This window comes from Hymenobacter telluris (genome assembly GCF_017313265.1).
In the GTDB taxonomy this organism is placed as follows: domain Bacteria; phylum Bacteroidota; class Bacteroidia; order Cytophagales; family Hymenobacteraceae; genus Hymenobacter; species Hymenobacter telluris.
The window spans coordinates 212554-238702 of record NZ_JAFLQZ010000001.1 but is presented as its reverse complement, the minus strand read 5'-3'; the positions used below and the strand labels follow the sequence as shown (position 1 = coordinate 238702).

22 protein-coding genes are annotated in these 26149 nt (G+C 59.2%); 12 read left to right on the top strand and 10 right to left on the bottom strand.

The features are described 5' to 3' along the window. Window positions 1–2: 2 nt before the first annotated feature. The 4 genes from lpxA to J0X19_RS00970 all read left to right on the top strand — a co-directional run bounded on the left by lpxA (window position 3) and on the right by J0X19_RS00970 (window position 2522). On the top strand, window positions 3–800 hold the full coding sequence (gene lpxA / locus J0X19_RS00985) for an acyl-ACP--UDP-N-acetylglucosamine O-acyltransferase (RefSeq protein WP_206980014.1): 798 nt from the start codon (window positions 3–5) through the stop codon (window positions 798–800). Beyond that, window positions 790–1422, top strand: a complete 633-nt coding sequence (locus J0X19_RS00980; protein ID WP_206980013.1) for an ABC transporter ATP-binding protein — start codon at window positions 790–792, stop codon at window positions 1420–1422. Before lpxA ends, J0X19_RS00980 begins: the two co-directional genes overlap by 11 nt. Window positions 1423–1469: 47 nt before the next feature. Beyond that, window positions 1470–2045, top strand: coding sequence for a Uma2 family endonuclease (locus J0X19_RS00975; protein WP_206980012.1), 576 nt, complete (start codon window positions 1470–1472; stop codon window positions 2043–2045). A 129-nt stretch (window positions 2046–2174) separates the two neighbouring features. After that, window positions 2175–2522 carry a hypothetical protein gene (locus tag J0X19_RS00970; RefSeq protein WP_206980011.1) on the top strand — a complete coding sequence of 116 codons (348 nt, stop codon included), beginning with the start codon at window positions 2175–2177 and terminating at the stop codon, window positions 2520–2522. Between the two features lie 195 nt (window positions 2523–2717). Here the strand turns inward: J0X19_RS00970 and J0X19_RS00965 are convergent, their stop codons facing one another. Together J0X19_RS00965 and J0X19_RS00960 are read right to left on the bottom strand one after the other, a co-directional pair. Then, the gene (locus J0X19_RS00965) at window positions 2718–3476 is read right to left on the bottom strand and encodes a DUF4197 domain-containing protein (protein WP_206980010.1); all 759 of its coding nucleotides are present in this window, start codon (window positions 3474–3476) and stop codon (window positions 2718–2720) included. Between the two features lie 132 nt (window positions 3477–3608). After that, window positions 3609–4439 (bottom strand): DUF4197 domain-containing protein, encoded by an 831-nt coding sequence (locus tag J0X19_RS00960; RefSeq protein ID WP_206980009.1) that lies wholly within the window; start codon window positions 4437–4439, stop codon window positions 3609–3611. A 97-nt stretch (window positions 4440–4536) separates the two neighbouring features. Here J0X19_RS00960 and J0X19_RS00955 point away from each other — a divergent pair, with 97 nt between their 5' ends. Together J0X19_RS00955 and J0X19_RS00950 are read left to right on the top strand one after the other, a co-directional pair. After that, on the top strand, window positions 4537–5805 hold the full coding sequence (locus J0X19_RS00955; protein WP_206980008.1) for a competence/damage-inducible protein A: 1269 nt from the start codon (window positions 4537–4539) through the stop codon (window positions 5803–5805). 161 nt (window positions 5806–5966) lie between these two features. Next, window positions 5967–7406: a dihydrolipoamide acetyltransferase family protein gene (locus tag J0X19_RS00950; RefSeq protein ID WP_206980007.1), complete on the top strand. Its 1440-nt coding sequence runs from the start codon at window positions 5967–5969 to the stop codon at window positions 7404–7406. 140 nt (window positions 7407–7546) lie between these two features. Here the strand turns inward: J0X19_RS00950 and J0X19_RS00945 are convergent, their stop codons facing one another. The 4 genes from J0X19_RS00945 to J0X19_RS00930 form a co-directional block, all read right to left on the bottom strand. Then, window positions 7547–7966, bottom strand: a complete 420-nt coding sequence (locus tag J0X19_RS00945; RefSeq protein ID WP_206980006.1) for a hypothetical protein — start codon at window positions 7964–7966, stop codon at window positions 7547–7549. A gap of 97 nt (window positions 7967–8063) precedes the next feature. Continuing rightward, window positions 8064–8666, bottom strand: a complete 603-nt coding sequence (locus J0X19_RS00940; RefSeq protein ID WP_206980005.1) for a helix-turn-helix domain-containing protein — start codon at window positions 8664–8666, stop codon at window positions 8064–8066. A gap of 120 nt (window positions 8667–8786) precedes the next feature. After that, on the bottom strand, window positions 8787–9140 hold the full coding sequence (locus J0X19_RS00935) for a hypothetical protein (protein ID WP_206980004.1): 354 nt from the start codon (window positions 9138–9140) through the stop codon (window positions 8787–8789). Between the two features lie 7 nt (window positions 9141–9147). After that, a complete protein-coding gene (locus J0X19_RS00930) occupies window positions 9148–9765 on the bottom strand; it encodes a hypothetical protein (protein ID WP_206980003.1) in 618 nt (205 codons plus the stop codon). 149 nt (window positions 9766–9914) lie between these two features. On the opposite strand from J0X19_RS00930, the gene J0X19_RS00925 reads away from it, so the two are divergent. Continuing rightward, window positions 9915–12755: a DNA methyltransferase gene (locus J0X19_RS00925; RefSeq protein WP_206980002.1), complete on the top strand. Its 2841-nt coding sequence runs from the start codon at window positions 9915–9917 to the stop codon at window positions 12753–12755. Window positions 12756–12878: 123 nt separating this feature from the next. After that, window positions 12879–13085, top strand: coding sequence for a hypothetical protein (locus J0X19_RS00920; RefSeq protein ID WP_206980001.1), 207 nt, complete (start codon window positions 12879–12881; stop codon window positions 13083–13085). 162 nt (window positions 13086–13247) lie between these two features. Here the strand turns inward: J0X19_RS00920 and J0X19_RS00915 are convergent, their stop codons facing one another. The 3 genes from J0X19_RS00915 to J0X19_RS00905 form a co-directional block, all read right to left on the bottom strand. Next, complete coding sequence (locus J0X19_RS00915; protein WP_206980000.1) at window positions 13248–15914, bottom strand: TonB-dependent receptor domain-containing protein; 2667 nt, start codon at window positions 15912–15914, stop codon at window positions 13248–13250. 579 nt (window positions 15915–16493) lie between these two features. Then, complete coding sequence (locus tag J0X19_RS00910) at window positions 16494–18536, bottom strand: S9 family peptidase (protein ID WP_206979999.1); 2043 nt, start codon at window positions 18534–18536, stop codon at window positions 16494–16496. Between the two features lie 245 nt (window positions 18537–18781). Then, window positions 18782–21472, bottom strand: coding sequence for a valine--tRNA ligase (locus J0X19_RS00905; protein ID WP_206979998.1), 2691 nt, complete (start codon window positions 21470–21472; stop codon window positions 18782–18784). 257 nt (window positions 21473–21729) lie between these two features. On the opposite strand from J0X19_RS00905, the gene J0X19_RS00900 reads away from it, so the two are divergent. Together J0X19_RS00900 and J0X19_RS00895 are read left to right on the top strand one after the other, a co-directional pair. Next, window positions 21730–22680 carry a carbon-nitrogen hydrolase family protein gene (locus J0X19_RS00900; protein ID WP_206979997.1) on the top strand — a complete coding sequence of 317 codons (951 nt, stop codon included), beginning with the start codon at window positions 21730–21732 and terminating at the stop codon, window positions 22678–22680. A 78-nt stretch (window positions 22681–22758) separates the two neighbouring features. Beyond that, complete coding sequence (locus tag J0X19_RS00895; protein ID WP_206979996.1) at window positions 22759–23922, top strand: N-acetyl sugar amidotransferase; 1164 nt, start codon at window positions 22759–22761, stop codon at window positions 23920–23922. Window positions 23923–24063: 141 nt separating this feature from the next. On the opposite strand, the gene J0X19_RS00890 is transcribed toward J0X19_RS00895, so the two are convergent. Beyond that, on the bottom strand, window positions 24064–24408 hold the full coding sequence (locus J0X19_RS00890) for a 4Fe-4S dicluster domain-containing protein (RefSeq protein WP_206979995.1): 345 nt from the start codon (window positions 24406–24408) through the stop codon (window positions 24064–24066). A 284-nt stretch (window positions 24409–24692) separates the two neighbouring features. Between J0X19_RS00890 and J0X19_RS00885 the strand changes: the two genes are divergently transcribed. Continuing rightward, window positions 24693–25706, top strand: a complete 1014-nt coding sequence (locus tag J0X19_RS00885) for an acyl-CoA reductase (protein WP_206979994.1) — start codon at window positions 24693–24695, stop codon at window positions 25704–25706. A gap of 128 nt (window positions 25707–25834) precedes the next feature. Continuing rightward, on the top strand, window positions 25835–26140 hold the full coding sequence (locus J0X19_RS00880) for a hypothetical protein (protein WP_206979993.1): 306 nt from the start codon (window positions 25835–25837) through the stop codon (window positions 26138–26140). Window positions 26141–26149: the final 9 nt, after the last annotated feature.

The following is a 26149-nucleotide window of genomic DNA, read 5'->3' as shown; positions in this document are numbered from 1 at the left end:
GAATGAACCAGCCGCTCGCCTACATTCACCCCGAAGCCAAGATTGCGCAAAACGTAGTAGTGGAGCCTTTCACAACCATTGACAAGGATGTGGAAGTCGGGGAAGGCACCTGGATTGGCCCGAACGTAACTATCATGGCGGGGGCCCGCATCGGCAAGAACTGCAAGATTTTTCCGGGCGCCGTAATTGCCGCCGTGCCCCAGGATTTGAAGTTCGCCGGCGAAAAAACCACCGTCCACATCGGCGACTACACCGTGATTCGGGAGTGCGTGACGGTAAACCGTGGCACTGTGGACCGCATGAAAACTGTAGTGGGTGCTAATTGCCTGCTGATGGCTTACGTGCACGTAGCCCACGACTGCATCATCGGAAATCATTGCGTATTAGCTAACGGCGTACAGTTGGCGGGCCACGTGGAAATCGGGGACCACGCCATTATTGGGGGCACTTCGGCGGTGCACCAGTTTGTGAAGGTGGGCCAGCACGCCATGGTATCGGGTGGTTCGTTGGTGCGCAAGGATGTGCCGCCGTTCGTGAAGGCCGGGCGCGAGCCGCTTACCTACGCTGGCATCAACAGCATCGGTCTGCGCCGCCGCGGCTACTCCGACCAGAAGATTTCCGAGATTCAGCAGCTGTACCGGCTGCTCTTTTTGGGCGGCATGAACAACAACGAAGCCCTCGACAAGATTGAGTTGGAATTGGCCCCCTCACCGGAGCGCGACGAAGTGGTGAATTTCGTGCGTAACTCGGGCCGGGGCGTTATCAAGGGCTACTCGCGCAACGGCAGCGGTGCAGATTGAGGCAACCGGGCTCGGCAAGCGGTACGCGCGCGAATGGATTTTCCGGGGCCTGACGCACACGTTTCAGTCTGGGTCCGCCACGGCTATTTTGGGGCCTAACGGAGCAGGAAAAAGCACGCTGCTCAACACCCTTTCCGGGCAGCAGCTCCCCACCACTGGCACGCTGCGCTACCAGCACCAGGGCCACGGCGTGCTGGTGGAAGACGTACCAAAGCAGCTGGCCTACGCGGCGCCCTACCTGGAGCTGATTGAGGAGCTGACGCTCACTGAGCTGCTACACTTTCACACCCGCTTCAAGCCCCTCAGGCCCGGCCTGACTCCGCCGCGCCTCATCGAACTAATGTACCTTTCAACCTCGCGCCATAAGCTGGTGCGCGACTTTTCTTCGGGTATGAAGCAGCGCCTCAAGCTGGCCCTGGCTCTTTACGCCGATACCCCTCTGCTCCTGCTCGACGAGCCCACCACCAACCTCGACCGCGCCGGCGTGGCCTGGTATCAGGAACACGTACAAGCTACGTTGGCGGGGCGCACCGTGCTGGTTTCCAGCAACGTACCGGAGGAATACGCGTTTTGTACCGACCAGCTTAACATCACGGATTTTGGGGCACAGGCGGCTCGGTAACCGTTGTTTTACGTTGGTTTGCGTAGCTTCGAGTAAACCTCACGCGAATGTCTGCTCGTCCTGGAATTTACGTCACCGCTGAAGAGTACTTGGCTGCCGAGCGCGAAGCCGAGTTCAAGAGCGAGTATTACGACGGCGAAGTATTCGCTATGTCGGGCGCCAGCCGGGCCCACAACCTGTTGGTTTCCAACCTAATTACTGGTTTGGGAAACCGCCTTGGTGATACCTGCAACGTGTTTCCTAGTGATATGCGCGTGCACATTCCGGCCAATGGGCTCTACACGTTTCCGGATGTATCGGTGGTGTGCGGGGAGGAACAGTACCTGGACGATGCACATTTGGATACGCTGCTGAATCCGGTGGTGCTGCTGGAAGTTATTTCAATAAGCACTGGTAAAAACGACCGGGGCAGCAAGTTCATGTTCTACAAAAGCATTGCCAGCCTGCAACACTACGTGCTGGTTGACAGCCAACGGGTTGTGGTAGGCATGCACTCCCGCACTTCTGATGGCGCGTGGCTGTATCAGGAAGTAGAAGGCCTGGCGACTACGCTGCTATTGCCAGCGCTGAACGTGGCGTTGCCCTTGGCAGAGCTGTACCGTAAAGTGGCTCTGCCAAGCTGAAAGGCACTTTTTAGCAGCAAAACTTTTCGCACCGGCGAACTTGAAGCCTTCCGTCACGTATCTTCGCAACGGTAACCTTGCCATTACGCGCCTAATCTTTTATCAACTCCCCTAGCCCCTGACAAGGCCATGAGACAATACGACGACCTCGACGACGACGACCTGGATGACGACGAACTGGATAGCTTCGCCAAAACCGGCGGCAGCAAAACCCGTGGTTCATCCGAAGATCAACTTTCCGCTAAGTACGCCGACTATCTGATGTGGCGCGACACGGGCTCCTCGCACGACGAAGCCCTGGATTTGGCGAGCATGACCGAAGAAGAATACACCACGGCCGAAGCCGCCGAAGACCCCGACGGCAGCCGCGGCTTCAGCAGCCTCGACGATGACGACGACTTCGACGACGATGACGACGATGACCTGGGCGGCTCGTCCCGCGGCCGTCGCAGCAGCTTCGACGACGACGATTTTTAATGCGCGGATTATTGATGGGTTGATATGCTGAGGAAACTTCGCAAACCTTACGCTTAACTCATTAAAAAGGCCCCGTTCTGAATTAGAACGGGGCCTTTTGCATTGTAATCCATACAACAGAAGCACATCAACCCATCAACAATCCGCACATTAAAAATCGGTAATTAGCACATCAACAAATCAGCACATCAGCAATCAACTCTTGCGGCCGAAAACACGCTTGAGCAGGTCGGTGGTGCGGGCCACGGGGTTTTCCCGGATGTTGGCCTCCTCTTGGGCAATGAGGGTGAACAGGCCGTCGATGGCTTTGCCGGTGGCGTACTGGTTGAGGTCGGTTTGCACGGGCGTTACCAGCGGAATCTTGTTGTAGCGCGTACTGAGGTCGGTGTAGTAGCGGGTGGCGCCCACTTTGTCGAGGCTTTGCTGGATGATAGGTTTAAAGGCCGTAGTGAGTTGCGCCGTGGTGGTCCGTTGCAAGTACTGCGTGGCAGCGTTTTTCTCGCCGGTCAGGATATTCCATACGTCGTTGAACGTGAGGCTCTTAATAGCCGACAAAAAGATGGGCTTGGCACTCTTGGCCGCATCTTCGGCGCCCCGGTTCAACGACAGCTCAAACCGATCCACCTGACTGCCCAAACCCAGGGTGCGCAGAGTGTTGGCTACGCGCTGGGCGTCAGGTGGGAAGGGAATACGAATCAGCTTGTTGAGGTTGAAGCCGTCGGTTTGGGATGCCTGGTCGGCGCCTTTGCTGACGCCTTGGACGAGGGCTTCCTTAAGGCCGTTGGCGGCTTCGGTATTGGTGAGGCCGCCCTGGCTGGTGCTGGTAGTGGTTCTGCCTTTGGTGGTTGGCAGCTTGATGGTACCGATTTTAGGTAGGCTGAACGTCTGAGCAGAAGCACTGAGTTGGAGTCCTAATACAGCCAATGGCAGAAATAGAAAGCGGCGGTAGTTCATGGCAGAAAGAAACGAGGTACTTGGTTGTAAGCGGCATTTGCAGAAACCGGACCAACTTGAAAAAAGTGTAGCGCCCAGTTGAAACCAGACGCTACAATTCTTTGATTCAGAAACTACCGTGCTGGTAAAGTATTACTTCCCGAATACCCGCTTCAGCAGCTCACTGCCGCGGGCGGCGGGGTTGGCTCTGATTTTAGCTTCTTCGGCCGCTACCAGCGTGAACAGGCCATCCACGGTTTTTTGCGAGGCGTAGGGCGTCAGCTGCGGCTCCAGCTTGGTGACCAACGGAATCTTGTTGTAGCGGGCTACCATTTCGGCGTAGAGCTTGGTGGCACCCGTTTGCTCCAACGACTGCTGAATGATGGGCTGGAACGCCGTTTTAAGCTGGTCGGCGGTTTTGCCGTACAGAAAGGTGGTGGCGGCATCTTCCTCTTTGCTGGTGGCCAGGCCCAGCGCATCCTGAAAGCTGATATTCTGCACCGCCCCCAGGAAGATGGGCGCCGCTTCCTTGGCCGCTGATTCGGCACTCCGATTTAGGGCTACCTCGAAATTGTCGACCAAGGCGCCCAGCCGCAGCTTGCGCATGGTGGCGGCTACCAGTTCGGCCTCGGGCGGAAACGGGATGCGGATGTCGGTGTTGGCGTTGAACCCGTCGGTGGCGGAGGCCTGCTCGATGCTGCGGTTGATGCTCTGCGTCAGGGCTTCCTTCAGGCCGTTGTTGGCTTCGGCATCGGTGAGCGGGGTTTTGACAACGGCGGCGGCCGCAGCGGCTACGGCCGTTTTGGCCGTGGTAGTTTTGGTGGTTGTGGTGGTTTTTGCCGCTGGTTTCTTGGCCGTAGTAGTCGTGGCTTTCTTGGTCGTGGTGGTGGTTTTCTTGGCCGTGGTTTTGGTTTGCGCCTGTACGGCCAGCGGGGTGGCCATGCCCAGCGTTAATGCTAAGGTCAGGATTCGAAAAGTAGACATAAATAGAAAAGACGAAAACCAGACGGCCCTTGTGGCGGTCTTACGCGTCGGAGCCCCAAATTGCACCCATTCCCCCTGCCATCCTAACCGCTGCTGTATGTCCCTGCTTCCCGACGTTGAAATTATGACTATTGGCGACGAGCTGCTCTACGGGCAGGTTATCGATACCAACTCGGCCTTTATGGGGCAGGAGCTAGCCAAAATCGGGCTGCGCGTGCGGCAGATTTCCAGCGTCTCCGACCGGGCCGATGAAATTGTGGCCGCCCTCGACCAGGCCCGGCAACGCGCCCGCGTGGTGCTCATCACCGGCGGCCTCGGCCCCACCAAAGACGACCTCACCAAGCACGTGCTGGCCCGCTACTTCCACAGTGAGTTGGTATTGCACGAGCCCACGCTGGCGCACGTGGAAGGCATCTTTAAGCGCTACAACCGCCCCATGCTCGACGTAAACCGGCAGCAGGCACTGGTACCGGCCAACTGCGAGGTGCTGTTCAATGCCGTCGGCACAGCCCCCGGCATGTGGTTCGACGACCAAGGCACCGTGTTTGTGAGCATGCCCGGCGTGCCCCACGAAATGAAGTACCTGATGAACGAACAGGTGCTGCCGCGGCTGCAAACCCGCTTCCAGGTGCCACCCATCGAGCACGTAGTGGTGCAGACGGTAGGGCTGGGCGAGTCGTTTCTGGCCGAGAAGATTGCCGCTTGGGAAACCGCCTTGCCCGCCAACGTCAAGCTGGCGTACCTGCCCTACCTGGGGGGCGTCCGGCTGCGCCTCACTGGGTATTCCGATGGCCAACCCGACCTGCGGCAGCGCATGCAGGCCTTGCTGCCGGAGCTACATGCGGCCATTGGCGAGTACATTTTTGCCGAAGGTGAAGTGAAGCTGGAAGCCGCCATCGGCCCACTGCTGCTGGCACGCAACCTCACGCTGGGCACCGCCGAAAGCTGCACGGGCGGGTTGCTGGCCCACAAAATAACCAGCGTACCGGGCAGTTCCGCTTATTTCCGAGGCAGCATCGTGGCGTACCACAACGACATTAAAGTGCAGGAGCTGGGTGTGAATCCGGAGACGCTGGCTGCCCACGGCGCCGTGAGTGAGGCCACCGTGCGCGAAATGGCCGAAGGTGCCCGCCGCCGCTTAGGCGTAGACGTAGCCCTGGCCACCAGCGGTATTGCCGGCCCGGGCGGCGGCACCGAAACCAAGCCCGTTGGCACCATTTGCCTAGCCTACGCCGATGCCCACCAAACCGTCAGCCGCCAGTTTTCGTTTGACCGGGGCCGCCAGCTCAACGTGGAATACACCGTAACCATGGCCCTGAACCTACTGCGCCAGAACCTGCCGGCGGGGGAAGTGGTGAAATTGTGAGATGGTGAAATAGTGAGTTTGACGTTTTACTTGCGCCATTTGCGCGGTTATAACGTCAAACTCACAATTTCACCATCTCACAATTTCACCACTTCACTATTCCCTACCTTTGGCCCTGAAATTCCCCCACCCCAATAACCCAACCCCTATTCCTATACCGCATGGCACGAGTGGAAATGGTGATGCCCAAAATGGGCGAAAGCATTATGGAAGGCACCGTCCTGAAATGGCTCAAGCAAGTCGGCGACACGATTGAGCAGGACGAATCAGTGCTGGAAGTGGCTACCGACAAAGTAGATACCGAAGTACCCGCCATTCATGCCGGCGTATTGCAGGAGATATTAGCGCAGGAAGGCCAGGTAGTGGCCGTAGGTGCCCCCATAGCCGTGGTGGAAACCGACGTGGCCGCCGCCCAGAGCACCACGCCGCCGGCCGCCGCGCCCGAAGCAGCTTCAGCCCCGGAAACCCCCGTCCCCGCCGACCAAGGCGTGGCCGAAGTACCCTACGTACCGGAAGCTGCCGCCGCTCCGGCTGCTCAGCCCCAGCCCGGCCGCTTCTACTCGCCGCTGGTGCTCAGCATTGCCCGCGAAGAAGGTATTTCGATGGCCGACCTGGAGTATTTGCCCGGCACCGGCAGCGAAAACCGCGTCACCAAGAAAGACATTCTCGACTACGTAGCGGCCGGTAAAAAGCCCCTGACCCCGCAAGCCCAAACTGCGCCCGCTGCTCCGGCCGCGCCCGTTGCCCCGGCTCCGGCCGCCACACCGGCTCCGGCCGCCGCGCCAGCCCCGGCTGCAAAACCAGCCGCGCCCGTTGCCCAAGCCGCACCGCAAGCCCAGCAACCAGCAGCCAACAACCAGCAACCAACCAAAGCTGTGCCTTCCATCAGCGGTGGGCAGGAGCTGGTGGAGATGGACCGCATGCGCAAAATGATTGCCCAGCGCATGGTGGACTCCAAGCGCATTGCGCCGCACGTTACCTCCTTCGTGGAGGCCGACGTGACGGACATCGTGAACTGGCGCAACAAGCACAAGGATGCCTACAAAAAGCGCGAAGGCGAAAACCTCACCTTCACGCCCATCTTCATCCAGGCCATTGCCCGCGCCATCCAGGACTTCCCCAACATCAACGTATCGGTGGATGGCGACTACATCATCAAGAAGCGCGACATCAACATTGGGGTGGCGGTGGCGTTGCCCAGCGGCAACCTGATTGTGCCGGTCATTCACAACGCCGACCAGCTCAACCTCAACGGCCTCAGCAAGAAGGTGAACGACCTCGCCAACCGGGCCCGCATCAACAAGCTCACCCCCGGCGACCTGGAAGGCGGCACCTACACCGTGAGCAACGTGGGCTCGTTCGGCAACGTGATGGGCACGCCCATCATCATGCAGCCGCAGGTAGCCATTATGGCCGTGGGCGCCATCAAGAAGAAGCCCGCCGTTATTGAAACCCCGCAGGGCGACCTGATTGGCGTGCGGCACTTCATGTTCCTGAGCCACAGCTACGACCACCGCGTGGTCGACGGCTCGCTCGGCGGCATGTTCGTGCGCCGCGTAGCCGACTACCTCGAGCAGTTCGACCCGAATACGACTATTTAATAATTGCTTGACCGTCATGCTCATCTGGCGTCCGCGCAGCCGAAGCACGACGGTCAAGCAACCATTAAATAGCATTTCATAAAGAAAAGGCCCGCCGGATAATCCGGCGGGCCTTTCTGTTGGCCGTTACAAGCAGCTTGCTAAGCGGGCAGGGTAGCGCGGTGGGTGGTTACCTGCGTTTGGGCTTCTGTGAGCACATCTACCTGGGCCTGCACCTGCTGGGTATCTACGGCTGCCAGCAAGCGGCTGGCCGCACTCCGGGAGCTGCCCGTGTCGGTGAGGTTGTCGCGCCGGTCGTTGGCGCGGCGCAGCTTGGTTTCGTTTTGCTTGCGCATAGTGGCCGTAATATCGGGTGAAGCCAGGATGGCAGTGTAGGCGGCTATTTCGGCTTCTACACCCGCCAGCTGCCCGGCGGCGTCGGCCTGGGAGCGGCTGGTCCGGCGGTCGGCAAATTCGAGGTTGCTGGTGCGCTGCTGGTAGCCATCCAGCTCGGCGGCCAGGTCGTCGAGCACTTCGTCGCACTCGGCGCGGGTAGTTAATACGGTTACATCAAGAGCCATAAAAGTAAAGGGGTTAGAGGATGAGATATGCCCCAAGATAGCCGGGCTGGCTGCGCACTACCGCACAAATTTCCCCCTGTTTTGAGACCCCACGCCCCTATTTTGGGACGCCTCCCGGCGCTGGCTCCCGCAACAGTTCCGCCAAAGCCGCCGCTTCTGTTTCCAGGGCGTCGGCCCGCAGCCGCAGCAGGTGGTAGCGGGCCACCGTATCGGCATCGGTGAGGATGGCCGTGGCCTGCTGCTGCCGCGCCAGCAGCCACTGCCGGGCCCGGTGGGCGTCGGGGGCGGGCAGCAGCACTTCCGGCAACGCAGGGGCCCGCAGCAAGCCAGGCAACACCGCCTGCCAGCGCCGCGCCTGGGCCTGCCCGGCGGCCAACGTGCGCAGCTCCCGGCGCAGCTTGCCGGCGTGGTGCTGGCAATAGTCAAGGCGGGCTTCCAGGGGGCCGGGCGCGGGTGCACCGGGCGGAGGCATATCAGGCTCCGGCGCGGCGGGTTGGGCCGGGGCATCCGGTGGGAGCAGCTGAGCCAGCGAGTTCAGGCGCAGCAGCACCGGGCCAGTCAGGGTGCGGCGGCCGGCTTCGATGTGCTTCACCAACTCCGGGCTTACCCCTAAGTAAGCGGCCAGCTCGTGCTGTACCAGCCCAAAATATTTCCGGACGGCAGCTACCAGCGTAGTGGATGGAATGGCTCTGCGAGGCATGGGTTTCTGTACCTTATTTTTGAATTACTTGAGAATAAGGTACAGAAACCCATGAACAAAACAAAGCCCCGGCTGCTGGGGCGACCGGGGCTTTATCTGTCAAAGCAACGTTGAAAAGAACTATTGCGCGTCGGGGGGCAGCTCCGGCAGCGGCTGGCTCGACCAGCCCGACTGGGCCTTGCGGGCAAAATGCTCGCCTACTCGTTCGATACCGGCCCGGCGCTCCGGGTTAGCGGCCAACTCGGCTTCTTCACGGCGCTCATCCAGGTGGGCAATCAGCCGCATGAGGGTAGAGAAGACGCTCTTGGGGGTGGTAGCGGGCAAGGCTACCAGTTGTTGGTTCAAAACGGCAACCATGCGCTTCAATGTTGTTGGCTCACAATCCAACAACACAAACTTAAACAGCAAATCCTCTTCCCGAACGGGAGCGGCTTGCCTGGAGACAGTTTCGAGGTAGTTGGTGAAGGCGGACATAGCAGAATTATACTTCTATTAACTGTATAATGGGCAGACTAGTTGCCAAGTCAATGCCAACCACAGTAAATTGAGTGTCAGGTAAAAATAAGACTTCCTGCTCACTATCGAACGGATCTTTCCCATTAGGGCCATAACATGAAAGCTGTTCGATATTGCGCCCGGTTTTGGAACGCACGACAAACAAACAGTTTTTTGGCGCTACGGAATCAGAGAATCCCGCCGCATGGATTTTGGCCACCCGGCGTGAGCAACTGGCCGACAGATACGCTGGCCAAGTGATGATGCCCGCATTTTCCAGCGTATCGCCAGTAGTAGCGGCAGCTACCAACCGGCTAAGTTCAGTTGGTTGCAAATGAGCGGCGCTGTATACGGTACCAGCATAAATAGGCAGCTTGCGTAGCACTACTGGTAACTCTTGTTGGAATACGCCCGGCACCCCACGCAGGTTAGTGTGCAATGCCCGGTTCAGCGCCGTGGAACCAGTATCGGTGTAGTGGTATATCAGCGCCTTTTCGGCGGGCGTCAGCGTGGGGTGGGCGGTGGCGTAGCCGCCGGTTTGCATGAGGGCGAGTTCCGAAGAAAGATGCTTTTCGACGTAAGCCAGTAGGTCAGAGTGCAGCATTGTAATAGACTTATACACTCCTATACGATACTGCCATTTTCCTCTTCTTATGGGAGGTGGGTGAAAGTACTACATGAAAGCACAAGGACAGCACACGCTCCACCCCCTATCTTGCGGGACTATCCCATCCTGTTTATCCCCCGTACCCGATGCCGCTTAGCTGGACCGAGATTCGCAAGAATGCCTATGATTTTGCCCGCAATGCCAAAGACTACAGCTCGGAGCAGGGCGAGGCCCAAACCTTCTGGAACGACTTTTTCGAGGTGTTCGGCATCAACCGCCGCAAGGTGGCCCGCTTCGAGGAGAACGTCACCCGCCACGACCCTACCCTGCCCGCCGGCGCGGTAGCCGCCCCCGGCCCCGCCCGCCGGGGCCGCATTGATTTGTTTTGGCCCGGCATCCTGCTAGGCGAAAGCAAAAGCCTGGGCAAAAACCTCGACGATGCCTACCACCAGGCCCTGGAGTACGTGGGCGGCCTGGAACCCCACGACAAGCCGCAGTACATCTTCGTGTCGGACTTTGCCCGGCTGCGCCTCTATGATTTGCGCCCGAGCACGGTGTTTCCGAAGCCCGAGCAGCACACCGAAATTCAGCTCTCCGACCTGGGCCAGCACGTGCGGCTGTTTGGGTTTATGGCCGGCTACCAGCAGCGCACCTACCAGGAGCAGGACCCCGTGAACGTGCAGGCCGCCGAGCGCATGGGCCGCCTCCACGACCAGCTGGAAGCCAGCGGCTACCGGGGCTCCGACCTGGAGCGCTACCTCGTGCGGCTGCTGTTCTGCCTGTTCGCCGAGGACACCGACATTTTCCCCCGCGCCGCTTTCATGGATTTGGTGAGCCAGCACGCCGGCCCCAAAGGCCAGCACCTGGGCCCCCTGCTGCACCAGCTGTTCGAGACGCTGGACACGCCCGAAGACCAGCGCCCCGCCGCCCTGCCCGAGCACCTGCGCGAGTTTCCGTACGTGAACGGCGACCTGTTTAAGGGCGGGCTGCGCACGGTGGCCTTTGATAGCCAGATGCGCGACCTGCTGCTGGATGCCACCCGCCTCGACTGGGGCCAGATTTCGCCGGCCATCTTCGGCTCCCTGTTTCAGAGTGTGATGAACCCGCAGGAGCGCCGCACGCTGGGCGCGCACTACACCTCCGAGCAAAACATTAGGAAGGCGCTGGGGCCGCTGCTGCTGGATGAGAAGCGGGCCGAGCTGGCCCGGCTGGCCGCCCTGAGTGCCACCACCCGCGCCCCGCGCCTGCGGGCCATGCAGAGCGAGCTGGCCAAGCTGCGCCTGCTGGACCCGGCCTGCGGCTGCGGCAACTTTCTGGTGGTGGCCTACCGCGAGCTGCGTTTGCTGGAGCTGGAGCTGTTGGAGCTGCTCTACCCCAACGAGGCCGGCACCCAACAGGGCCTGGGCGTAGCCACGCTGGTACAATTGCAGGTCGACCAGATGCACGGTATCGAGATTGACGAGTTTGCGGCCCGCATTGCCGAGGTGGCGCTGTGGCTCGTCGACCACCAGATGAACCAGCTGCTTTCGGTGCGCTTTGGGCAGTACTACGCCCGCCTGCCCCTGCGCCACCGCGCCCGCATCCTGCACGCCAACGCCCTCACCACCGACTGGAACGAGGTGCTGCCCAACACCGACGCCAGCCACATCGTCGGCAACCCGCCGTTTGTGGGGCACCATTATCAGACGGAAGAACAGAAGGCCGATTTGCGCCGGGTACTGCACGGCGTATCAGCGGCAGGTGTCTTGGATTTTGTTTCGGCTTGGTTCTGGAAAACGGCGGAGTACGTTCAGGGAACCGATGTTCGGGCAGCACTGGTCAGTACCAACTCCATCACGCAAGGCGAACAAGTGGGTCTGTTGTGGGGGCCTATCATCTTCCGCTTTGGGATGAAGATTCATTTTGCCCACCAAACCTTTAAATGGACCAATGAAGCCCGCGGTAAAGCGGCTGTGCATTGCATCATCATTGGGTTTGGGCCGCAGGACGTCCCAGTGAAGCGGCTGTTCGAGTACGCCTCAGTTACCGATACACAACCGCACGAAATCAATCCTGATAACATTACACCCTATCTGACTGGCGGACCAACCGTGCTGCTCACCAACCGCCCCCGGCCCATTTCGCCAGTACCGGCTATGCGCTACGGCAACAAGCCCACAGATGGAGGCCACCTTATTTTATCAGATGAAGAACGGGAAGAACTATTAGCAGCCGAGCCAGCGGTGGCCCGTTTCGTGCGGCCTTTCACCGGGGCGCAGGAGTTCATCAACGGGCAAAGCCGCTGGTGTTTGTGGCTGGTAGATATGCAGCCTGGAGAACTGAAGCAGATGCCACTGGTACGCGCACGGGTTGAGGCAGTCAAACAATTTCGTTTAGCCAGTAAAGCCGCTGCTACTCGTGGCTATCAGAACCATACCCTCTTCAGACAACTGGCACAACCAGACACCGCTTATTTGCTAATACCGCGTGTTTCTTCTGAGAAGCGGCCTTATGTACCAATTGGCTTCATGCCAAAAGATGTAATAGCAAGTGACCTAGTTAATACCGTTCCCAACGCCACGCTCTACCATTTCGGGGTGCTGACCTCGGCTATGCACATGGCCTGGATGCGCTATACCTGCGGGCGGCTGAAAAGTGACTACCGCTACTCCAAGGACATCGTCTACAACAACTTCCCCTGGCCCGCCGAGCCCAGCGCCGCCGACCGGCAACCCATAGAAGCAGCCGCCCAGGTGGTGCTGGACGCCCGCGCCGCCCACCCCGGCAGCACCCTCGCCGACCTCTACGACCCGCTGGCCATGCCCCCCGACCTGCGCGCTGCCCACCGCCACCTCGATAGGCTAGTCGACCGGCTCTACCTGCGCCGCCCCTTCAAGCACGATACCGAGCGGGTGCAGCGCCTGTTTGAGAAGTACGCCGAGCTGAGCGCCCCCCTGGCCCCGGCCGCCGCGCCCGCCAAAGGCCATGCCCGCCGGGCCAAGCCGTAGCGGCGGCACATTCAATTTTTGTACCTTATTATTTATTTTTCCGAAAATAAGGTACAAAACAGCAGGGCCGCGGTGGCCAGTCGCAGCCTTACCTTTGCGGCTCTTACCTGCCTTGCTATCTGCATGAACAAAGTCCTTCCCCTCGTTGCCCTACTCATAGCGTTGGGCCTTATCATCTTTTTGTACCTGCGCCTTACTCGCACGGAAGAAGCCCTCAAGCAAGCCAACCAGCGGTTCACCGACTGTGAGCAGGTGAATTTTCAGCTGCAAAACCAGCTCACCCAAGCCACCCGCGGCGCCGCCGTACCCGACAGTTTGAAGGTGCGGTAGAGCACCTCGCTACCCATAAAAAGGAACGTCATGCTGAGGCGGAGCCGAAGCATCTCGCGTGCTGACAGTGGATTAGTAATCCGACATCAGCACGCGAGATGCTTCGACTGCGCTCAGCATGACGTTCCTTTTTTGCTTGCTGCCTACACAGCCTGGCTCGCCTTAGGGGCGGCCGCCGCCGCCAGTGGGCTGCGGGGCGGGGGTGCTGCCGGGGTCGGCGTCGCCGCCTTCTTTCAGGTCGTCGTTGCCGGCGTTGCGGCGGCGGCGGGGCTTGGCGTCGGCCACGCTCAGCTTACCGATGCGGTAGCTGAAGTTGATTTTGAAGTTGAGGCGGTTGGGGATGTTCTCGCTGTTCTGCACCAGCAGCGGCGAAGTAAACTCGGTGCGAATCGGGATTTTGGGCGAGAAGAAGTTCTCGGCCCCGAACCCGATGCTGCCGCGCTTCTCGGCAAACTCGCGGCGCACGCTCAGGCTATACACCCCAAAGCCGCTCTGGTAGCCTTGCAGCTGCACCTCCCGGCCCCGCGCAAACGTGAAAGCCTGGAGGCTCCACTTATCGGTGAGGTTGTAGGTACCAAACACACGGCCGCTTATCACGAAGCCCTTGTTGCGGGCGTTGTAGTTCACGTCCGACACGTTGTTGCGCAGGACGGCGTAATAGAAATCGGGGCCGCCGTTGAGGGTGAACTTGGTGCCAATCTTGGCATTCACGAACAGGCTGCCCCCGTAGGCGTTTTCCTGCCCGATGTTGTCGAACGTAGTGAAGATGGCGCCTTCCGACAGTTCGTAGCGCACAATTTCGTCGGGCGTAGCCGGCCGGCGCACCGACTGAATCGAGCCGGTGGTGTTGCGCACAAACGCCGACATATTCAGCAGCACGTTTTTGATGGCGGTGTTGTAGCCCAGCTCGTAGTTGTTGGTGTACTCGGGGTCGAGCACCGGGTTGCCCTGGGTGGCGTTGCGCGTGTTGGAAGCCTGCACGTTGGGGTTGAGGAAGCGCAGCGAGGGGCGCTGAATGCGGCGGTTGTAGGCGGCCTTTAGGGTGTTGCCGCTGGCCAGCCGGCGCGAGAGGTTGAAGCTGGGCACCAGCACCCCATACGACGGAATTTCGGTTTCGGTATCGGTATTGGCGAACTTGGCGTTGATGGTGGTGTACTCGTAGCGGGCCCCGGCTTTGAGGGTGTACTGCTTCAGGAAATTGAGCGTGTAGGCCGCGTAGGCGGCAGCCACGTTCTGGTCGTAGTTGAACTGGTTGTTGAGGCCCGCATTGGTGAGCGGCTCAAACAGGTTGTCGCCTTCGGCCCGCAGGTAGGTGTAGTCACTGTTGGCCTGGCGCATAATGTCCTTGGCCCCCACTTCCAGAATCTGCTTGTCGCCGATGGGCGTCTGGTAGTCGAGTTGCAGCGTGAGTTCCTGGTCGTAGCTGTCGTTGAGGTTTTTGAGCCGGTACGGCGACACGCTGGCCCCTGGCGCGGTATCGAGCAGGTCGGTGATGGTGTTGGTGAAGTCGTTGTTGCGGTTGTTGCGGCTGTACACCCCCAAAAAGCTTAGCTCCTGCTGGGGCGTTTCGGTGGTGTGGGTGTAGCCCAGGCTCACATCCACGTTGTTGGACTTGTCGTTGGTGCGCACGTTGCGCGTATCCCCGGTCTGGCGGAGCAGCGCCCCGGAAACGCCGTAAAAGTCGGAACGGGTGAGCAGGTCGTCCTGGTAGTTGGTGCCGTTGCGCAAGCCGTAGCGCACCGAGGCCGCCAGCGAGTTGTACTTGTTGATGTCGAAATCCCAGCCCAGGGTGTAGCGCCCGAATACGTCGTTGCGGCGGGTACTGGCCTGCTGGCTGGTGGTGGAAATCAGCCCCCCCGATTCGCCGTACGTTTGCTGGTCGTTGGAGAACGTGCCGGGCACGTTGTAGCCGGCGCGCCCCCAGCCGCCCAGCGAGAAGCCCATGCGACCCGTCCGGATGCTGCCGTTCAACCCCAGGTTGGAGCCCCGGTTGCCTACGCTGGTATCAATGCTCAGCGTTTTGCCTTCCAAGTTGTTTTTCTTGGTGACAATGTTGATGATGCCGCCCGAGCCTTCGGCGTCGTACTTGGCCGAGGGCGAGGTAATTACCTCCACGCTCTTGATTTCATCGGCCGGAATCTGGCGGAGCGCATCGGAAATGCTGCTGGCCGTGATGGTAGAAGGCTTGTTGTTGATAAGCACCCGCACGTTGGAGTTGCCGCGCAACGTCACGTTGCCATCCAGGTCCACGGTTAGCTGCGGTACGCGCTTGAGCACGTCGGTGGCGTCGCCGCCGCGGGTGGTCTGGTCCTGCTCTGCGTTGTACACGGTGCGGTCTACCCGCTCCTCAATCAGGGAGCGTTGGCCTTCTACCACCACTTCCTTGAGCGCCTGCGCCGACGAGGCCAGCGCCACCGTGCCCAGGGCTACCGTGTTGCCGGCGTCGGTGATGGTGATGCCGGTTTTATCAACGGATTTATAGCCCAGGAAGCTGATTTGCACGGTGTAGGTGCCAGCGGCCACCCCCGTCATGGTGAACTTGCCCCGCTCGTCGGCGGCGGTACCATCGGCGGGCTTGCCGGTAGCGGGGTTGAGCAGCACCACCGTGGCATAGGGCACTGGCTTTTTGGTTGCGGCATCGGTTACGGTGCCGGTAATGCGCCCACTGCCTTGCTGGGGCTGCGGTGCCCCGGTGGCTAGCTGGCGCGGGGCGCCGCCGGCGGGCGGGCCACCGGCGGGGCGTGTTCCGGCGGGCGGACCGCCTTGATTCTGTGCGAAAACCAGCTGGCCGGCACTAGTGAAGGCCAAAGCAAGTAAAATCTTTTTCATCAATTCACTGGAAGAATACCACTCGGCAAACCCGGTGGGGTGTAGTCGTGTACGTAAAATTTCTCGAAGCTACTGGCTTCGTGCGCAGCCTCGCCCCTCAAAACGACCAATCCTCTTTTTCATCCGTCCGGGACGGAAGATTAGCAGACCGGTTGAGACCTTGGACTGAACCCACAGACACCAGTTTAATGGCAAGGTGGCATCGGAAGGCAGTAATAGTCGCCCAACGACAACCGCCGTGCTTAGCCATCTGCCCTTTCTTACTGCGCTTCTACGTAGCTACCAGGAAGTTGACTATCTGAATTGTTAAAAGAAATGACGCTGCCACTCCGCACGTCGCGCGAAATAACAGCGTCATTTTTCAGGCAGCCAGCTTATTTAATACAGGTTACAAGGTAGCCGCGTAGCGGTGAGCGGTTTGTAGAACGGGTTGTTTTCGGCAGGAAGCGCCGCATAGCGGTGCCAGAATAGCCAGGTGGCTCTGGCACCGCTACGCGGCGCACACCTACTGTCGCTGTATCTGTTACAAACCTCTCGCCGCTACGCCGCTACCTCGCAACCTGAGTTAATTACCCGGGGCTACTGCTCACCCAGCAACAGCAGCATAAACGCAAACTGCCGGGCGGCGTCATGAATGGATTTGAAGCGGCCGGAGGCGCCGCCGTGGCCGGCTTCCATGTCGGTGTGGAGCAGCAGCAGGTTGTGGTCGGTTTTGAGGGTGCGCAGCTTGGCCACCCATTTGGCCGGCTCGAAGTACTGCACCTGCGAGTCGTGCAGGCCGGTAGTGACCAGCAGGTTGGGGTAGGCCTGGGCCTGCACGTTGTCGTAGGGCGAGTAAGACAGCATGTACTCGTAGAACAACTGCTCGTTGGGGTTGCCCCACTCGTCGTACTCGCCGGTGGTCAGCGGAATAGTGTCGTCGAGCATGGTGGTTACCACGTCCACGAAGGGCACGGCCGCCACCACGCCTCTGTAGTACTCGGGGTGCTGGTTGATGACGGCGCCCATCAGCAGCCCGCCCGCCGAGCCGCCGGCCGCAAATAGCTTGTCGGCGGCAGTGTATTGCTCCTGTAGCAGGAAGGCCGAGCAGTCGGTGAAGTCGGTGAAGGTATTGCGCTTGTTCAGCAGCTTGCCGGCCTCGTACCACTGCCGGCCCAGCTCCTGCCCGCCCCGGATGTGGCAAATCACGTAGGCGAAGCCCCGGTCCAGCAAACTCAGCCGGGCCGAACTGAATGTGGGGTCGATGGAAATACCGTACGACCCGTAAGCATATTGCAGCAGCGGCGCGCTGCCATCCTGCCGGAAGCCCTGCCGGTACACAATGGACATGGGGATGCGCGTGCCGTCCTGGGCGGTGGCGTACAGCCGCTCGGTCACGTAGTTTTCCTTCCGGAAATCACCCAGCACGGCCTGCTCTTTGAGCAAGGTTTTGGTGCGGGTGCCCATGTCGTAGTCGTAGGTGCTGGTGGGCGTGGTGAGCGAGGAGTAGCCGTAGCGCAGCACGGTGGTATCGAACTCGGGGTTGATGCTGATGGCGGCGGTGTAGGTCGGCTCGCCGAAGTTGAGGTAGTGCTCCTCGCCGTTTTCCCACCGCATCACGCGCAGCTGCAACAGGCCCTCCTGCCGCTCGCCCAGCACCAGATATTCCCGGAACAGCTCCATGTTTTCCAGAAACACGTCGTCGCGGTGGGCAATGATTTCCTGCCAGCTCACTTTGCCGGTCGCCGTAACGGGCGTTTTCAGCAGCCGGAAGTTGGGCGCCCCGTCGTTCGACAGCACGTAGAAGTAGTCCTCGAAGTGCTCGACTTCATACAGATGGTCGTCTTCGCGGGGCAGAAACACCTGAAACTCCGCTGCCGGATTGGTGGCCGCCACGTAGCGCGTTTCCGACGACATAGTGCTGCCCATCTGGATGAAGATGTACTCGCGCGACTTCGAGCGGCCCACCCCGATGTGGAAAGTATTATCTTCTTCCTCGTACACCAGCACGTCCTGCGCGGGGTCGGTGTTGAGTTGGTGGCGGTAGATTTGGTAGGTCAGCAGCGTGTTTACGTCCTGCTTGGAGTAGAACACGGTCTGGTTGTCGGCGGCCCATACGGCCTCACCGCCGGTGTTTTCAATCTGCTCGGGGTACAGCTCGCCGGTAGCTAAGTTCTTGATGCGCAGCGTGTACATGCGGCGCCCCACGGTGTCCACGCTGAAGGCCAGCAGTTGGTTATCGTCGCTGACCTGGAAGCCGCCAATCTGGAAGTAGGCCTGCCCCTCCCCCATCTGGTTGGCATCGAGCAGCACTTCTTCGGGAGCGTCCAGATTTTCCTTTTTGCGGCAGTAAATCGGGTACTCGCCGCCGGCCTCGTAGCGCACGTAGTAGAAGTAGCCATTGTCGCGGTACGGCACCGACTCGTCCTGCTCCTTGATGCGGCTCTTGATTTCGGTGAACAACCGGTTCTGCAAGTCGCGTACCGGCGCCATTTCCTGCTCGAAGTAGGCATTCTCGGCGTTCAGGTAGTCGATTACCTCCTGGTTTTCGCGCTCATTGAGCCAGTAATAGTTGTCGGGGCGGGGGCCGTGGGGGGAGGGTACCTGGTAGGGCTTGGGGTGAGCTACGGGTGGAGTGAGCATAACAGCGTTAGGGAATTGAAGTAGAAAATCACGATCAGTGGAAGATACACCTGAGCTAGTGTGCGCAGTGGGGTATCAAGCATTAACAGAAATACCCGCACTACTTCTTTGCGGTGCGGCGGTTGGCCGAAGGTAAACGGCTCCGTCTTGTTCTGCCTGCTGCCGCTGAGGACCCGCTATACAAAAAGCTCCGCCGGGTCAGGACGGAGCTTCTTGTGTACAAACAGCGCAAGCCGAAACGTAGACTACAAGTTGTTCAGGCTCTGCTGCAACGTGGCAATCTTGGCTTCGGCGTCGGCCAGCTTTTGCCGCTCCCGCTCCAGCACGTCGGGCTTGGCGTTCTGCACGAACTTCTCGTTGGAGAGCTTTTTCTGCACCGAGTCGCGGAAGCCGACGGCGTACTCCAGCTCTTTTTCCAGACGGGCTTTTTCCGCGCCCATATCAATCTGGCCTTCCAGCGGCACAAAGAACTCGGCCCCGCCCGTCACGAAGCTCACCGAAGCGGCCGGCGCGGCCTCCACCAAGCTGATTTCACTCAGCGCCGCCAGCTTCCGGATTACGCCGTCGTAGTCGTGCAGCAGGGCCACGTCGTCGGTTTTGGCGGCCAGGGTCAGCGGCTTGTTGGGGCCGAGGCCTTTCTGGTTGCGGATGTTGCGCACCCCCGCCACAATTTCCAGTGCCTTGTCCATCCGGGCCAGCAACTCAGCACCGCCGGCTACTGGGGCCGGCTTGGGCCAAGCGGCCACGCACACGTAGTCTTTGGGGCCGCGCTCGGCCAGTTCGTGCCAGATTTCTTCGGTGATGAAGGGCATGAACGGGTGCATCAGCTTGAGCAGCGTTTCCAGGAAACCAGTGGTGTGGCGCAGCGTTTCGGGGTCGATGGGGGCTTGATAAGCAGGTTTCACCATTTCCAGGTAGAACGAGCAGAAGTCGCCCCACACCAGCTTGTACACCGTCATCAGCGCGTCCGACATCCGGAACTTCTCGAAATGCTCGTCCAGCTCTACCTGCGCGGCGTGCAGCTTGGCCGAAAACCACTCTACGGCTTTGGCATTCGCGAAAGGCAGCGCAGCATCCACCTCCCAGCCCTGGGTGAGGCGGAAGGCGTTCCAGAGCTTGTTGGTGAAGTTGCGGCCCTGCTCTACCAGCTTCACATCGTACAGCAAGTCGTTGCCGGCCGGCGACGAGAACAGCATGCCGGTGCGCACGCCGTCGGCGCCGTAGGTGGCAATCAGGTCGAGCGGGTCGGGTGAGTTGCCGAGCTGCTTGCTCATCTTGCGGCCCTGGTCGTCGCGCACAATGCCAGTGAGGTATACGTTGCGGAACGGCACCTGCTTGCGGTATTCCAAACCGGCCATAATCATGCGGGCCACCCAGAAAAACAGAATTTCCGGGGCCGTTACCAGGTCGTTGGTTGGATAGAAGTAGTTGACATCGGCGTTGTCGGGGTCTTTGAACCCATCGAACACCGAAATCGGCCACAGCCACGACGAAAACCAGGTATCCAGTACGTCCTCGTCTTGGCGCAAATCGGTGGCCTGCAACTCGGCGTTGCCGCTTTTCTCGCGGGCGAGCTTCACGGCCTCTTCCTCGTTGAGGGCTACCACAAATGAACCATCTAGCAGATAATAGGCCGGAATACGCTGGCCCCACCACAGCTGCCGCGAAATGCACCAGTCATGCACGTTCTCCATCCACGCCCGGTACATGTTCTTGAACTTGGGCGGGTGCAGCTTGATTTCGTCGTTTTCCACCACCTCCAGCGCCGGCTTGGCCAGGTGTTCCATTTTCAGGAACCACTGCAAGCTCAGGCGCGGCTCAATTACCGCGCCGGTGCGCTCCGACGTCTGCAACACGCTGGCGTACTCTTCCACCTTGTCGAGCAGGCCAGCGGCTTCCAGGTCTTTCACGATGTTGCGGCGGGCCGCAAACCGGTCCTGGCCCACGTACAGCTCGGCTTTCTCGTTGAGCGAGCCTTCGTTGTTGAGGATGTCGATTACCGGCAGGTTGTGCTTGAGACCCAGCTCGTAGTCGTTCAGATCGTGCGCGGGCGTCACTTTCAGCGCGCCCGTCCCAAAGTCGATGCTTACGTACTCGTCCAGAATCACCGGAATTTCGCGGCCCAGCAACGGAATCCGCACTTTGGCGCCGTGCAGGTGCGTATAGCGCGGGTCGTTGGGGTTTACCGCTACCGCCACGTCGGCCATGATGGTTTCCGGACGCGAGGTAGCTACGGTGATGTAGTTGTTGGTTGTTGGTTGTTGGTTGTCAGGATCGTTCTGCTGGTCTCCCTCACTGGCAACTGGCAACTCAGAACCGACAACTGAGTACCGCAGATGGTACATCTTGGCCATGGTGTCCTTGGCAATTACCTCCTCGTCCGACACGGCGGTGCCGCCCTGGGGGTCCCAGTTCACCATCCGGATACCGCGGTAAATCAAGCCCTTCTGGTGCAGGTCCACGAACACGCGCAGCACGGCTTCGGTTAGCTCGGGCTCCATCGTGAAGCGGGTCCGGTCCCAGTCGCAGGAGGCGCCCAGCTTCTTGAGCTGCTCCAGAATGATGCCGCCGTATTTCTCTTTCCACTCCCAGGCGTGCTTCAGAAACTCTTCCCGGGTGAGGTCTTTTTTGTCGATGCCTTGCTCCTTGAGCAGCGCCACTACCTTAGCTTCGGTGGCAATGGAGGCGTGGTCGGTGCCGGGCACCCAGCAGGCTTCCTTGCCCTGCATGCGGGCCCGGCGCACCAGCACATCCTGAATGGTATTGTTGAGCATGTGGCCCATGTGCAGCACGCCCGTTACGTTGGGCGGCGGAATCACCACCGAGTACGGCTGCTTGCGTGGGTTGGCTTTGGCTTTGAAAAAGCCCTGCTCTTGCCAACGCTGATACCATTTGGCTTCAACGTCGGCGGGGGTATAGGTTTTGGCGATGGACATCGACAATCGGGAAGTCAGTGGATACGTATTGGCCGCAAAAGTAAGGATTTAGTGCCGGGCCTGCGTATAAGCTATCCAAGCTCGACCTATTGCCAGTATCTTTAACCCCTATTTAATCCCAAAAAAAGAGAGCAAATCCGGGATATAACTTAAATTTGGCTTGCCTTTCTGACAATTAGCTGACTATATGGTACATGCTTGCATCTTTATATAGATAGTTGAAGTTCTCAGTTTTGGCCTTTCTCTCATTCTGCCTTATGGCTTCCTTGTTCAAGTTTCGCAGAGCTGCTCCTTCTCCGCCTGCTCCTATTCAGGCACCTGTAATTCCTCCGCCGACCGCACCGGCTGCTTCTTTTACCACGGATATTCTGCGGGTTGGCATGGGCCAGCTGCTGGTGGAAGGCGGTGAGCCGGAACGCAACATGGTGCGGGCCGCCCAGATGATTGCCGAAGCCGCCAGCCGCGGTTGCCACGTGGTGCTGCTCCCCGAAACCCTCGATTTTGCCTGGACGCACCCCAGCGCCCTCACCGAAGCCCAACCCATTCCCGGCATCTACTCCGACCAGCTTTGCCAGGAAGCCATTCGGCACCAGATTTATATCTGCGCCGGCCTTACCGAGCGGGGTGCCGACGGCCGCGTGTATAACGCCGCGTTGCTCATCAACCCGCAAGGCGAAATCATCACTAAGTATCACAAAATCAACCTACTCACGGTAGAGCAACCCTACTATGCCGTAGGGCAGACCCTGAACGTAGTGGATACGCCGCTCGGCAAAATCGGCGTCAATATTTGCGCCGACAACTTCATCGATGGCCTAAGCATCGGGCACACGCTGGCCCGCATGGGCGCCGAATTTATTTTGTCGCCTTCGTCCTGGACCGTGGATTACTCCATTACCGAGGAGCACGACCCCTACCGGGAAAAGTGGGTGAAGCCGTATTCCATTCTGGCCCGGCTCTACAACGTAGCGGTGGTAGGCACCACATCGGTAGGCTACATCGTGGGCGGCCCCTACGAAGGCAAAAAGAGCATCGGCTGCTCCCTGGCCGTGGATGCTTCGGGCATTCGGGCGCAGGGCAAATTCAACGAATTTGCGGGCGACTTGGTGGTGGTAGACATTCCCCGGCCCAACCGCGTTGAAAAGGGCACGCAAATTGGTGAGATGCTTGTCCGTAAGGGTTTCAAGTTCGATTCTCTTCCTTCGTAAAGGGGAAACCTCTTTCTTTTTTTCTTTCTGTTTACTTACAGGATTCGTGCTTTTGCCGATACCCTGTTGCGCTTCTGCATGACTCAAGCTTACCAACGCTGCACCCGTTGCATCATGGATACCACTGTGCCTGGCATTACGTTCGATGCGAAGGGAGAGTGCAACTTTTGTGAAGTACACAACCACATGGACAAAGCCTTTCCGCTGGGAGAGGCTGGCCGCCAGAAAGTTCAGGAGCTAGCCGCCGACATCAAGCGGCTCGGCAAAGGCAAGAAATACGACTGCGTGCTCGGCGTCAGCGGCGGCCGGGACTCGTCGTTTACCTTATGGTACTGCGTGGTGAAGCTGGGGCTGCGGCCCCTGGCCGTGCACTTCAACGACGGTTTCGGCAACCCCGTGGCCGGCGAGAACATGGTGAAAGCCTGCCAAAAGCTGGACGTGGAAATGCGCACCATCACCTCGGACTGGCGCGAATCCAAGGACCTGAAAATTGCCTTCCTGAAAGCCTCAACGCCGGACATGGAAGAAGGTACCGACGTGGGTATTGCCACGGCGCTATATGGCGTGGCCGCCAAAGAGGGCATTCAGCGCATCGTCATCGGGCAGTCGTTCCGGACCGAGGGCATTGCGCCGCTCACCTGGAACTACCTGGATGGCAAGTACTTGAAGGCGGTACACAAACGCTACGGCACGGTGCCACTGCGCCCGTGGAAAGCCGACGACCCCGGCTTCCACCTCGACATCCCGCAGATGTTCTACTACGCTTTCGTGCGGCGCATCAAAACCGTTACGCTGCTCTACCACGTGGATTACGTGCGGGCCGACGTGGACCAGTTGCTGGAGCGGGAACTAGCCTGGGTGAACCCCGGTGCCCACTACTTCGACGACCTGTACCAGAGCGTTATCTACTACCTCAACCGCACTAAGTTCAACATCGACCGGCGGCTGTTCAACTATTCGGCTCTGGTGCGGTCCGGCCAGATGCCCCGCGAAGTAGCGCTGGAAAAGGTGAAGCACATCAACGGCATCGAAGACGAAAAAGTCATCAACCTGTGCATCAAGCGCCTGGGGTTGACCCGCGAAGAATTCGAGCAGATTGTGAAAGCCCCGCCGAAAACCTTCCGCGACTATCCCAACAACTACTCCTTGATTCGGAAGCTGCGCTGGCCTATCAAAGTGCTCAGTCAGCTCAACCTAATTCCAGAGTCCGCCTACGATAAGTATTTCAACTGCGGCACCTGATCCTGAACCGCGGATTTTGTGGACGATTATAAACCAAAAGAGGCTTGCCAATTGGCAAGCCTCTTTTGGTTTATGCGGCAACGCGGCGTAAGAACGGATAATCGTCTACAAAATCCGCGTAATCCGCGGTTCAGCATGCGCTTAGGCGTGCAGCCACTCCTTTTTCTCGGTTAGCTTCTCCTGCGACTCGCGGTAGTCAGGGTCGTCTACGCAGCAGTCAACGGGGCATACGGCGGCGCACTGGGGTTCTTCGTGGAAGCCTACACACTCGGTGCACTTGTCGGATACGATGTAGTAGTACTCGTCGGAAATGGGGGTTTGGGGAGCTACGCCAGACACCGTTTTGCCGCCGTCGATGGTTACTTCTTTCAACGTGGTACCGTCGGCCCAGCGCCAGGCAGCGCCGCCTTCATAAATGGCCGTGTTGGGGCATTCTGGTTCGCAGGCACCACAGTTGATGCACTCGTCGGTTATCATGATGGCCATAGCCGTAGAATCAGGTAATGTGAGGTATCGAAAGGGTTGTACGCGAAATTTTTCCGCTTGGCGGAGTATTCGCTGTGCAAAAGTAGAAACTAACTTTAGGATGTGTGACTTATTACCGGATGATAAGTTGATTTTTGGCTAATTGTTGAGTCGGCAGCGTGTCGCCAAGGCAAACCGTAGAATCCGGCCTGGGTTGTCCAAGAACATTTCTGTTCGGAATCCTGCTTTGCCACACGCTCACCGCTTGACCACCGTTCTGTTACCACCCTGCTAACCAGTTTTTAATGCTTCACTCCGACCGCCTGGCTGCCTTTGTTGCGCTGGGCAACCACTTGCGCCAGCTTCCAGTTGATACTTTCACCGAGCTAACCGCCCACGCCCGCAACCGCAACGCCTGGTTCGACCTGCCCAACGTGACGACGGCCATCAAAAGCGTAGCCGACATGCTCACCGATAATACCCTGACGCGCTGGGCTGCCCGCTACCCCGCCGAGCCAACTGCCCCCAAGCAAGTAGGCGTGGTTATGGCCGGCAACATTCCGCTGGTGGGCTTTCATGATGCGTTGTGCGTACTGCTCAGCGGCCACACCCTGCTGGCCAAGCTTAGCAGAGACGACTCGGTGCTCATGACCTGGGTGCTGAACGAGCTAACGAAGCTTGAGCCTCGCTTTCAGGCACGGATTCAGATTCAGGAGCGCCTCAACGACGCCGATGCTTTCATTGCCACCGGCTCCGACAACACGGCCCGCTACTTCGACTACTACTTTGGCAAGCGACCCCATATCATCCGGCGCAACCGCACCAGTCTGGGCGTGCTCACCGGCCACGAAACCGACCATGAGTTGAGCTTATTGGGCGAGGATATTTTCCGGTACTACGGCCTGGGCTGCCGCAACGTCAGCAAGTTGTTTGTGCCTCAGAACTACAACTTTTCGCCCCTGCTCGACTCGCTTCGCCCCTGGCACCATGTAGTCGACCATCATAAATACAACAACAACTACGATTATAACAAGAGCATCTTGCTGGTGAATGGGGTGCCGCACCTAGATACTGGCTACCTGCTGCTGTTGGAAAGCCCGCTGCTCGTTTCGCCTATTTCGGTGCTGCACTACGGCACGTATGCCCACGAGGTGGATTTGGTGGACCAGCTGACCGACGTAGCCGCTCAAACCCAGTGCATTGTGTCGGGCAGTGGGCAATGGGCTGGCAGCACGGCCTTTGGGCAGGCGCAGTACCCGAGCGTGTCGGATTATGCTGATGGCGTGGATACAATGGCCTTTTTGGCGGAATTGGCGTAAAATGTGTTAAGAAAATAGCATCCACTTGAGGGCCGATTCGTTAGGGTCAGCCTTCCAGCAGATGTTCATCCGGACCGGATTGTTTCCGGCGCCCTGCCCACTACCTCTGACCTTTTGTACTTACCGTTATGTCATTTGAACTGCCCACCGAAACTGCTGAAGTAATTGATAAAGACGCCATTGCTCTGCTCCGCTTCTCTGCCGACGACGTACTGACCGACCCCGCCGCCATTCAGCAGCGCCGCCACGATGCCGAACGGGCTACCAGCCTGGGCAACAACTACCAAGGCAAACTCGACATCTATTTCAAGACAGCAGAGGGCGCCGTAAAGCGGGTGTACACCACTGTTTGGGCCACCCACCACGAGTACCTGACGCTTAAAGCCGGCATTACTTTGCCACTGCGGGCTATTATCGGCTTTGATTTCTACTAGGCGACATTC

Bases quoted from the DNA above. Each gene is read 5' to 3' on its own strand.
- lpxA (WP_206980014.1), top strand. From the start codon at position 3: ATGAACCAGCCGCTCGCCTACATTCACCCCGAAGCCAAGATTGCGCAA.
- J0X19_RS00975 (WP_206980012.1), top strand. From the start codon at position 1,470: ATGTCTGCTCGTCCTGGAATTTACGTCACCGCTGAAGAGTACTTGGCT.
- J0X19_RS00970 (WP_206980011.1), top strand. From the start codon at position 2,175: ATGAGACAATACGACGACCTCGACGACGACGACCTGGATGACGACGAA.
- J0X19_RS00965 (WP_206980010.1), bottom strand. From the start codon at position 3,476: ATGAACTACCGCCGCTTTCTATTTCTGCCATTGGCTGTATTAGGACTC.
- J0X19_RS00960 (WP_206980009.1), bottom strand. From the start codon at position 4,439: ATGTCTACTTTTCGAATCCTGACCTTAGCATTAACGCTGGGCATGGCC.
- J0X19_RS00955 (WP_206980008.1), top strand. From the start codon at position 4,537: ATGTCCCTGCTTCCCGACGTTGAAATTATGACTATTGGCGACGAGCTG.
- J0X19_RS00950 (WP_206980007.1), top strand. From the start codon at position 5,967: ATGGCACGAGTGGAAATGGTGATGCCCAAAATGGGCGAAAGCATTATG.
- J0X19_RS00945 (WP_206980006.1), bottom strand. From the start codon at position 7,966: ATGGCTCTTGATGTAACCGTATTAACTACCCGCGCCGAGTGCGACGAA.
- J0X19_RS00940 (WP_206980005.1), bottom strand. From the start codon at position 8,666: ATGCCTCGCAGAGCCATTCCATCCACTACGCTGGTAGCTGCCGTCCGG.
- J0X19_RS00935 (WP_206980004.1), bottom strand. From the start codon at position 9,140: ATGTCCGCCTTCACCAACTACCTCGAAACTGTCTCCAGGCAAGCCGCT.
- J0X19_RS00930 (WP_206980003.1), bottom strand. From the start codon at position 9,765: ATGCTGCACTCTGACCTACTGGCTTACGTCGAAAAGCATCTTTCTTCG.
- J0X19_RS00925 (WP_206980002.1), top strand. From the start codon at position 9,915: ATGCCGCTTAGCTGGACCGAGATTCGCAAGAATGCCTATGATTTTGCC.
- J0X19_RS00920 (WP_206980001.1), top strand. From the start codon at position 12,879: ATGAACAAAGTCCTTCCCCTCGTTGCCCTACTCATAGCGTTGGGCCTT.
- J0X19_RS00915 (WP_206980000.1), bottom strand. From the start codon at position 15,914: ATGAAAAAGATTTTACTTGCTTTGGCCTTCACTAGTGCCGGCCAGCTG.
- J0X19_RS00910 (WP_206979999.1), bottom strand. From the start codon at position 18,536: ATGCTCACTCCACCCGTAGCTCACCCCAAGCCCTACCAGGTACCCTCC.
- J0X19_RS00905 (WP_206979998.1), bottom strand. From the start codon at position 21,472: ATGTCCATCGCCAAAACCTATACCCCCGCCGACGTTGAAGCCAAATGG.
- J0X19_RS00900 (WP_206979997.1), top strand. From the start codon at position 21,730: ATGGCTTCCTTGTTCAAGTTTCGCAGAGCTGCTCCTTCTCCGCCTGCT.
- J0X19_RS00895 (WP_206979996.1), top strand. From the start codon at position 22,759: ATGACTCAAGCTTACCAACGCTGCACCCGTTGCATCATGGATACCACT.
- J0X19_RS00890 (WP_206979995.1), bottom strand. From the start codon at position 24,408: ATGGCCATCATGATAACCGACGAGTGCATCAACTGTGGTGCCTGCGAA.
- J0X19_RS00885 (WP_206979994.1), top strand. From the start codon at position 24,693: ATGCTTCACTCCGACCGCCTGGCTGCCTTTGTTGCGCTGGGCAACCAC.
- J0X19_RS00880 (WP_206979993.1), top strand. From the start codon at position 25,835: ATGTCATTTGAACTGCCCACCGAAACTGCTGAAGTAATTGATAAAGAC.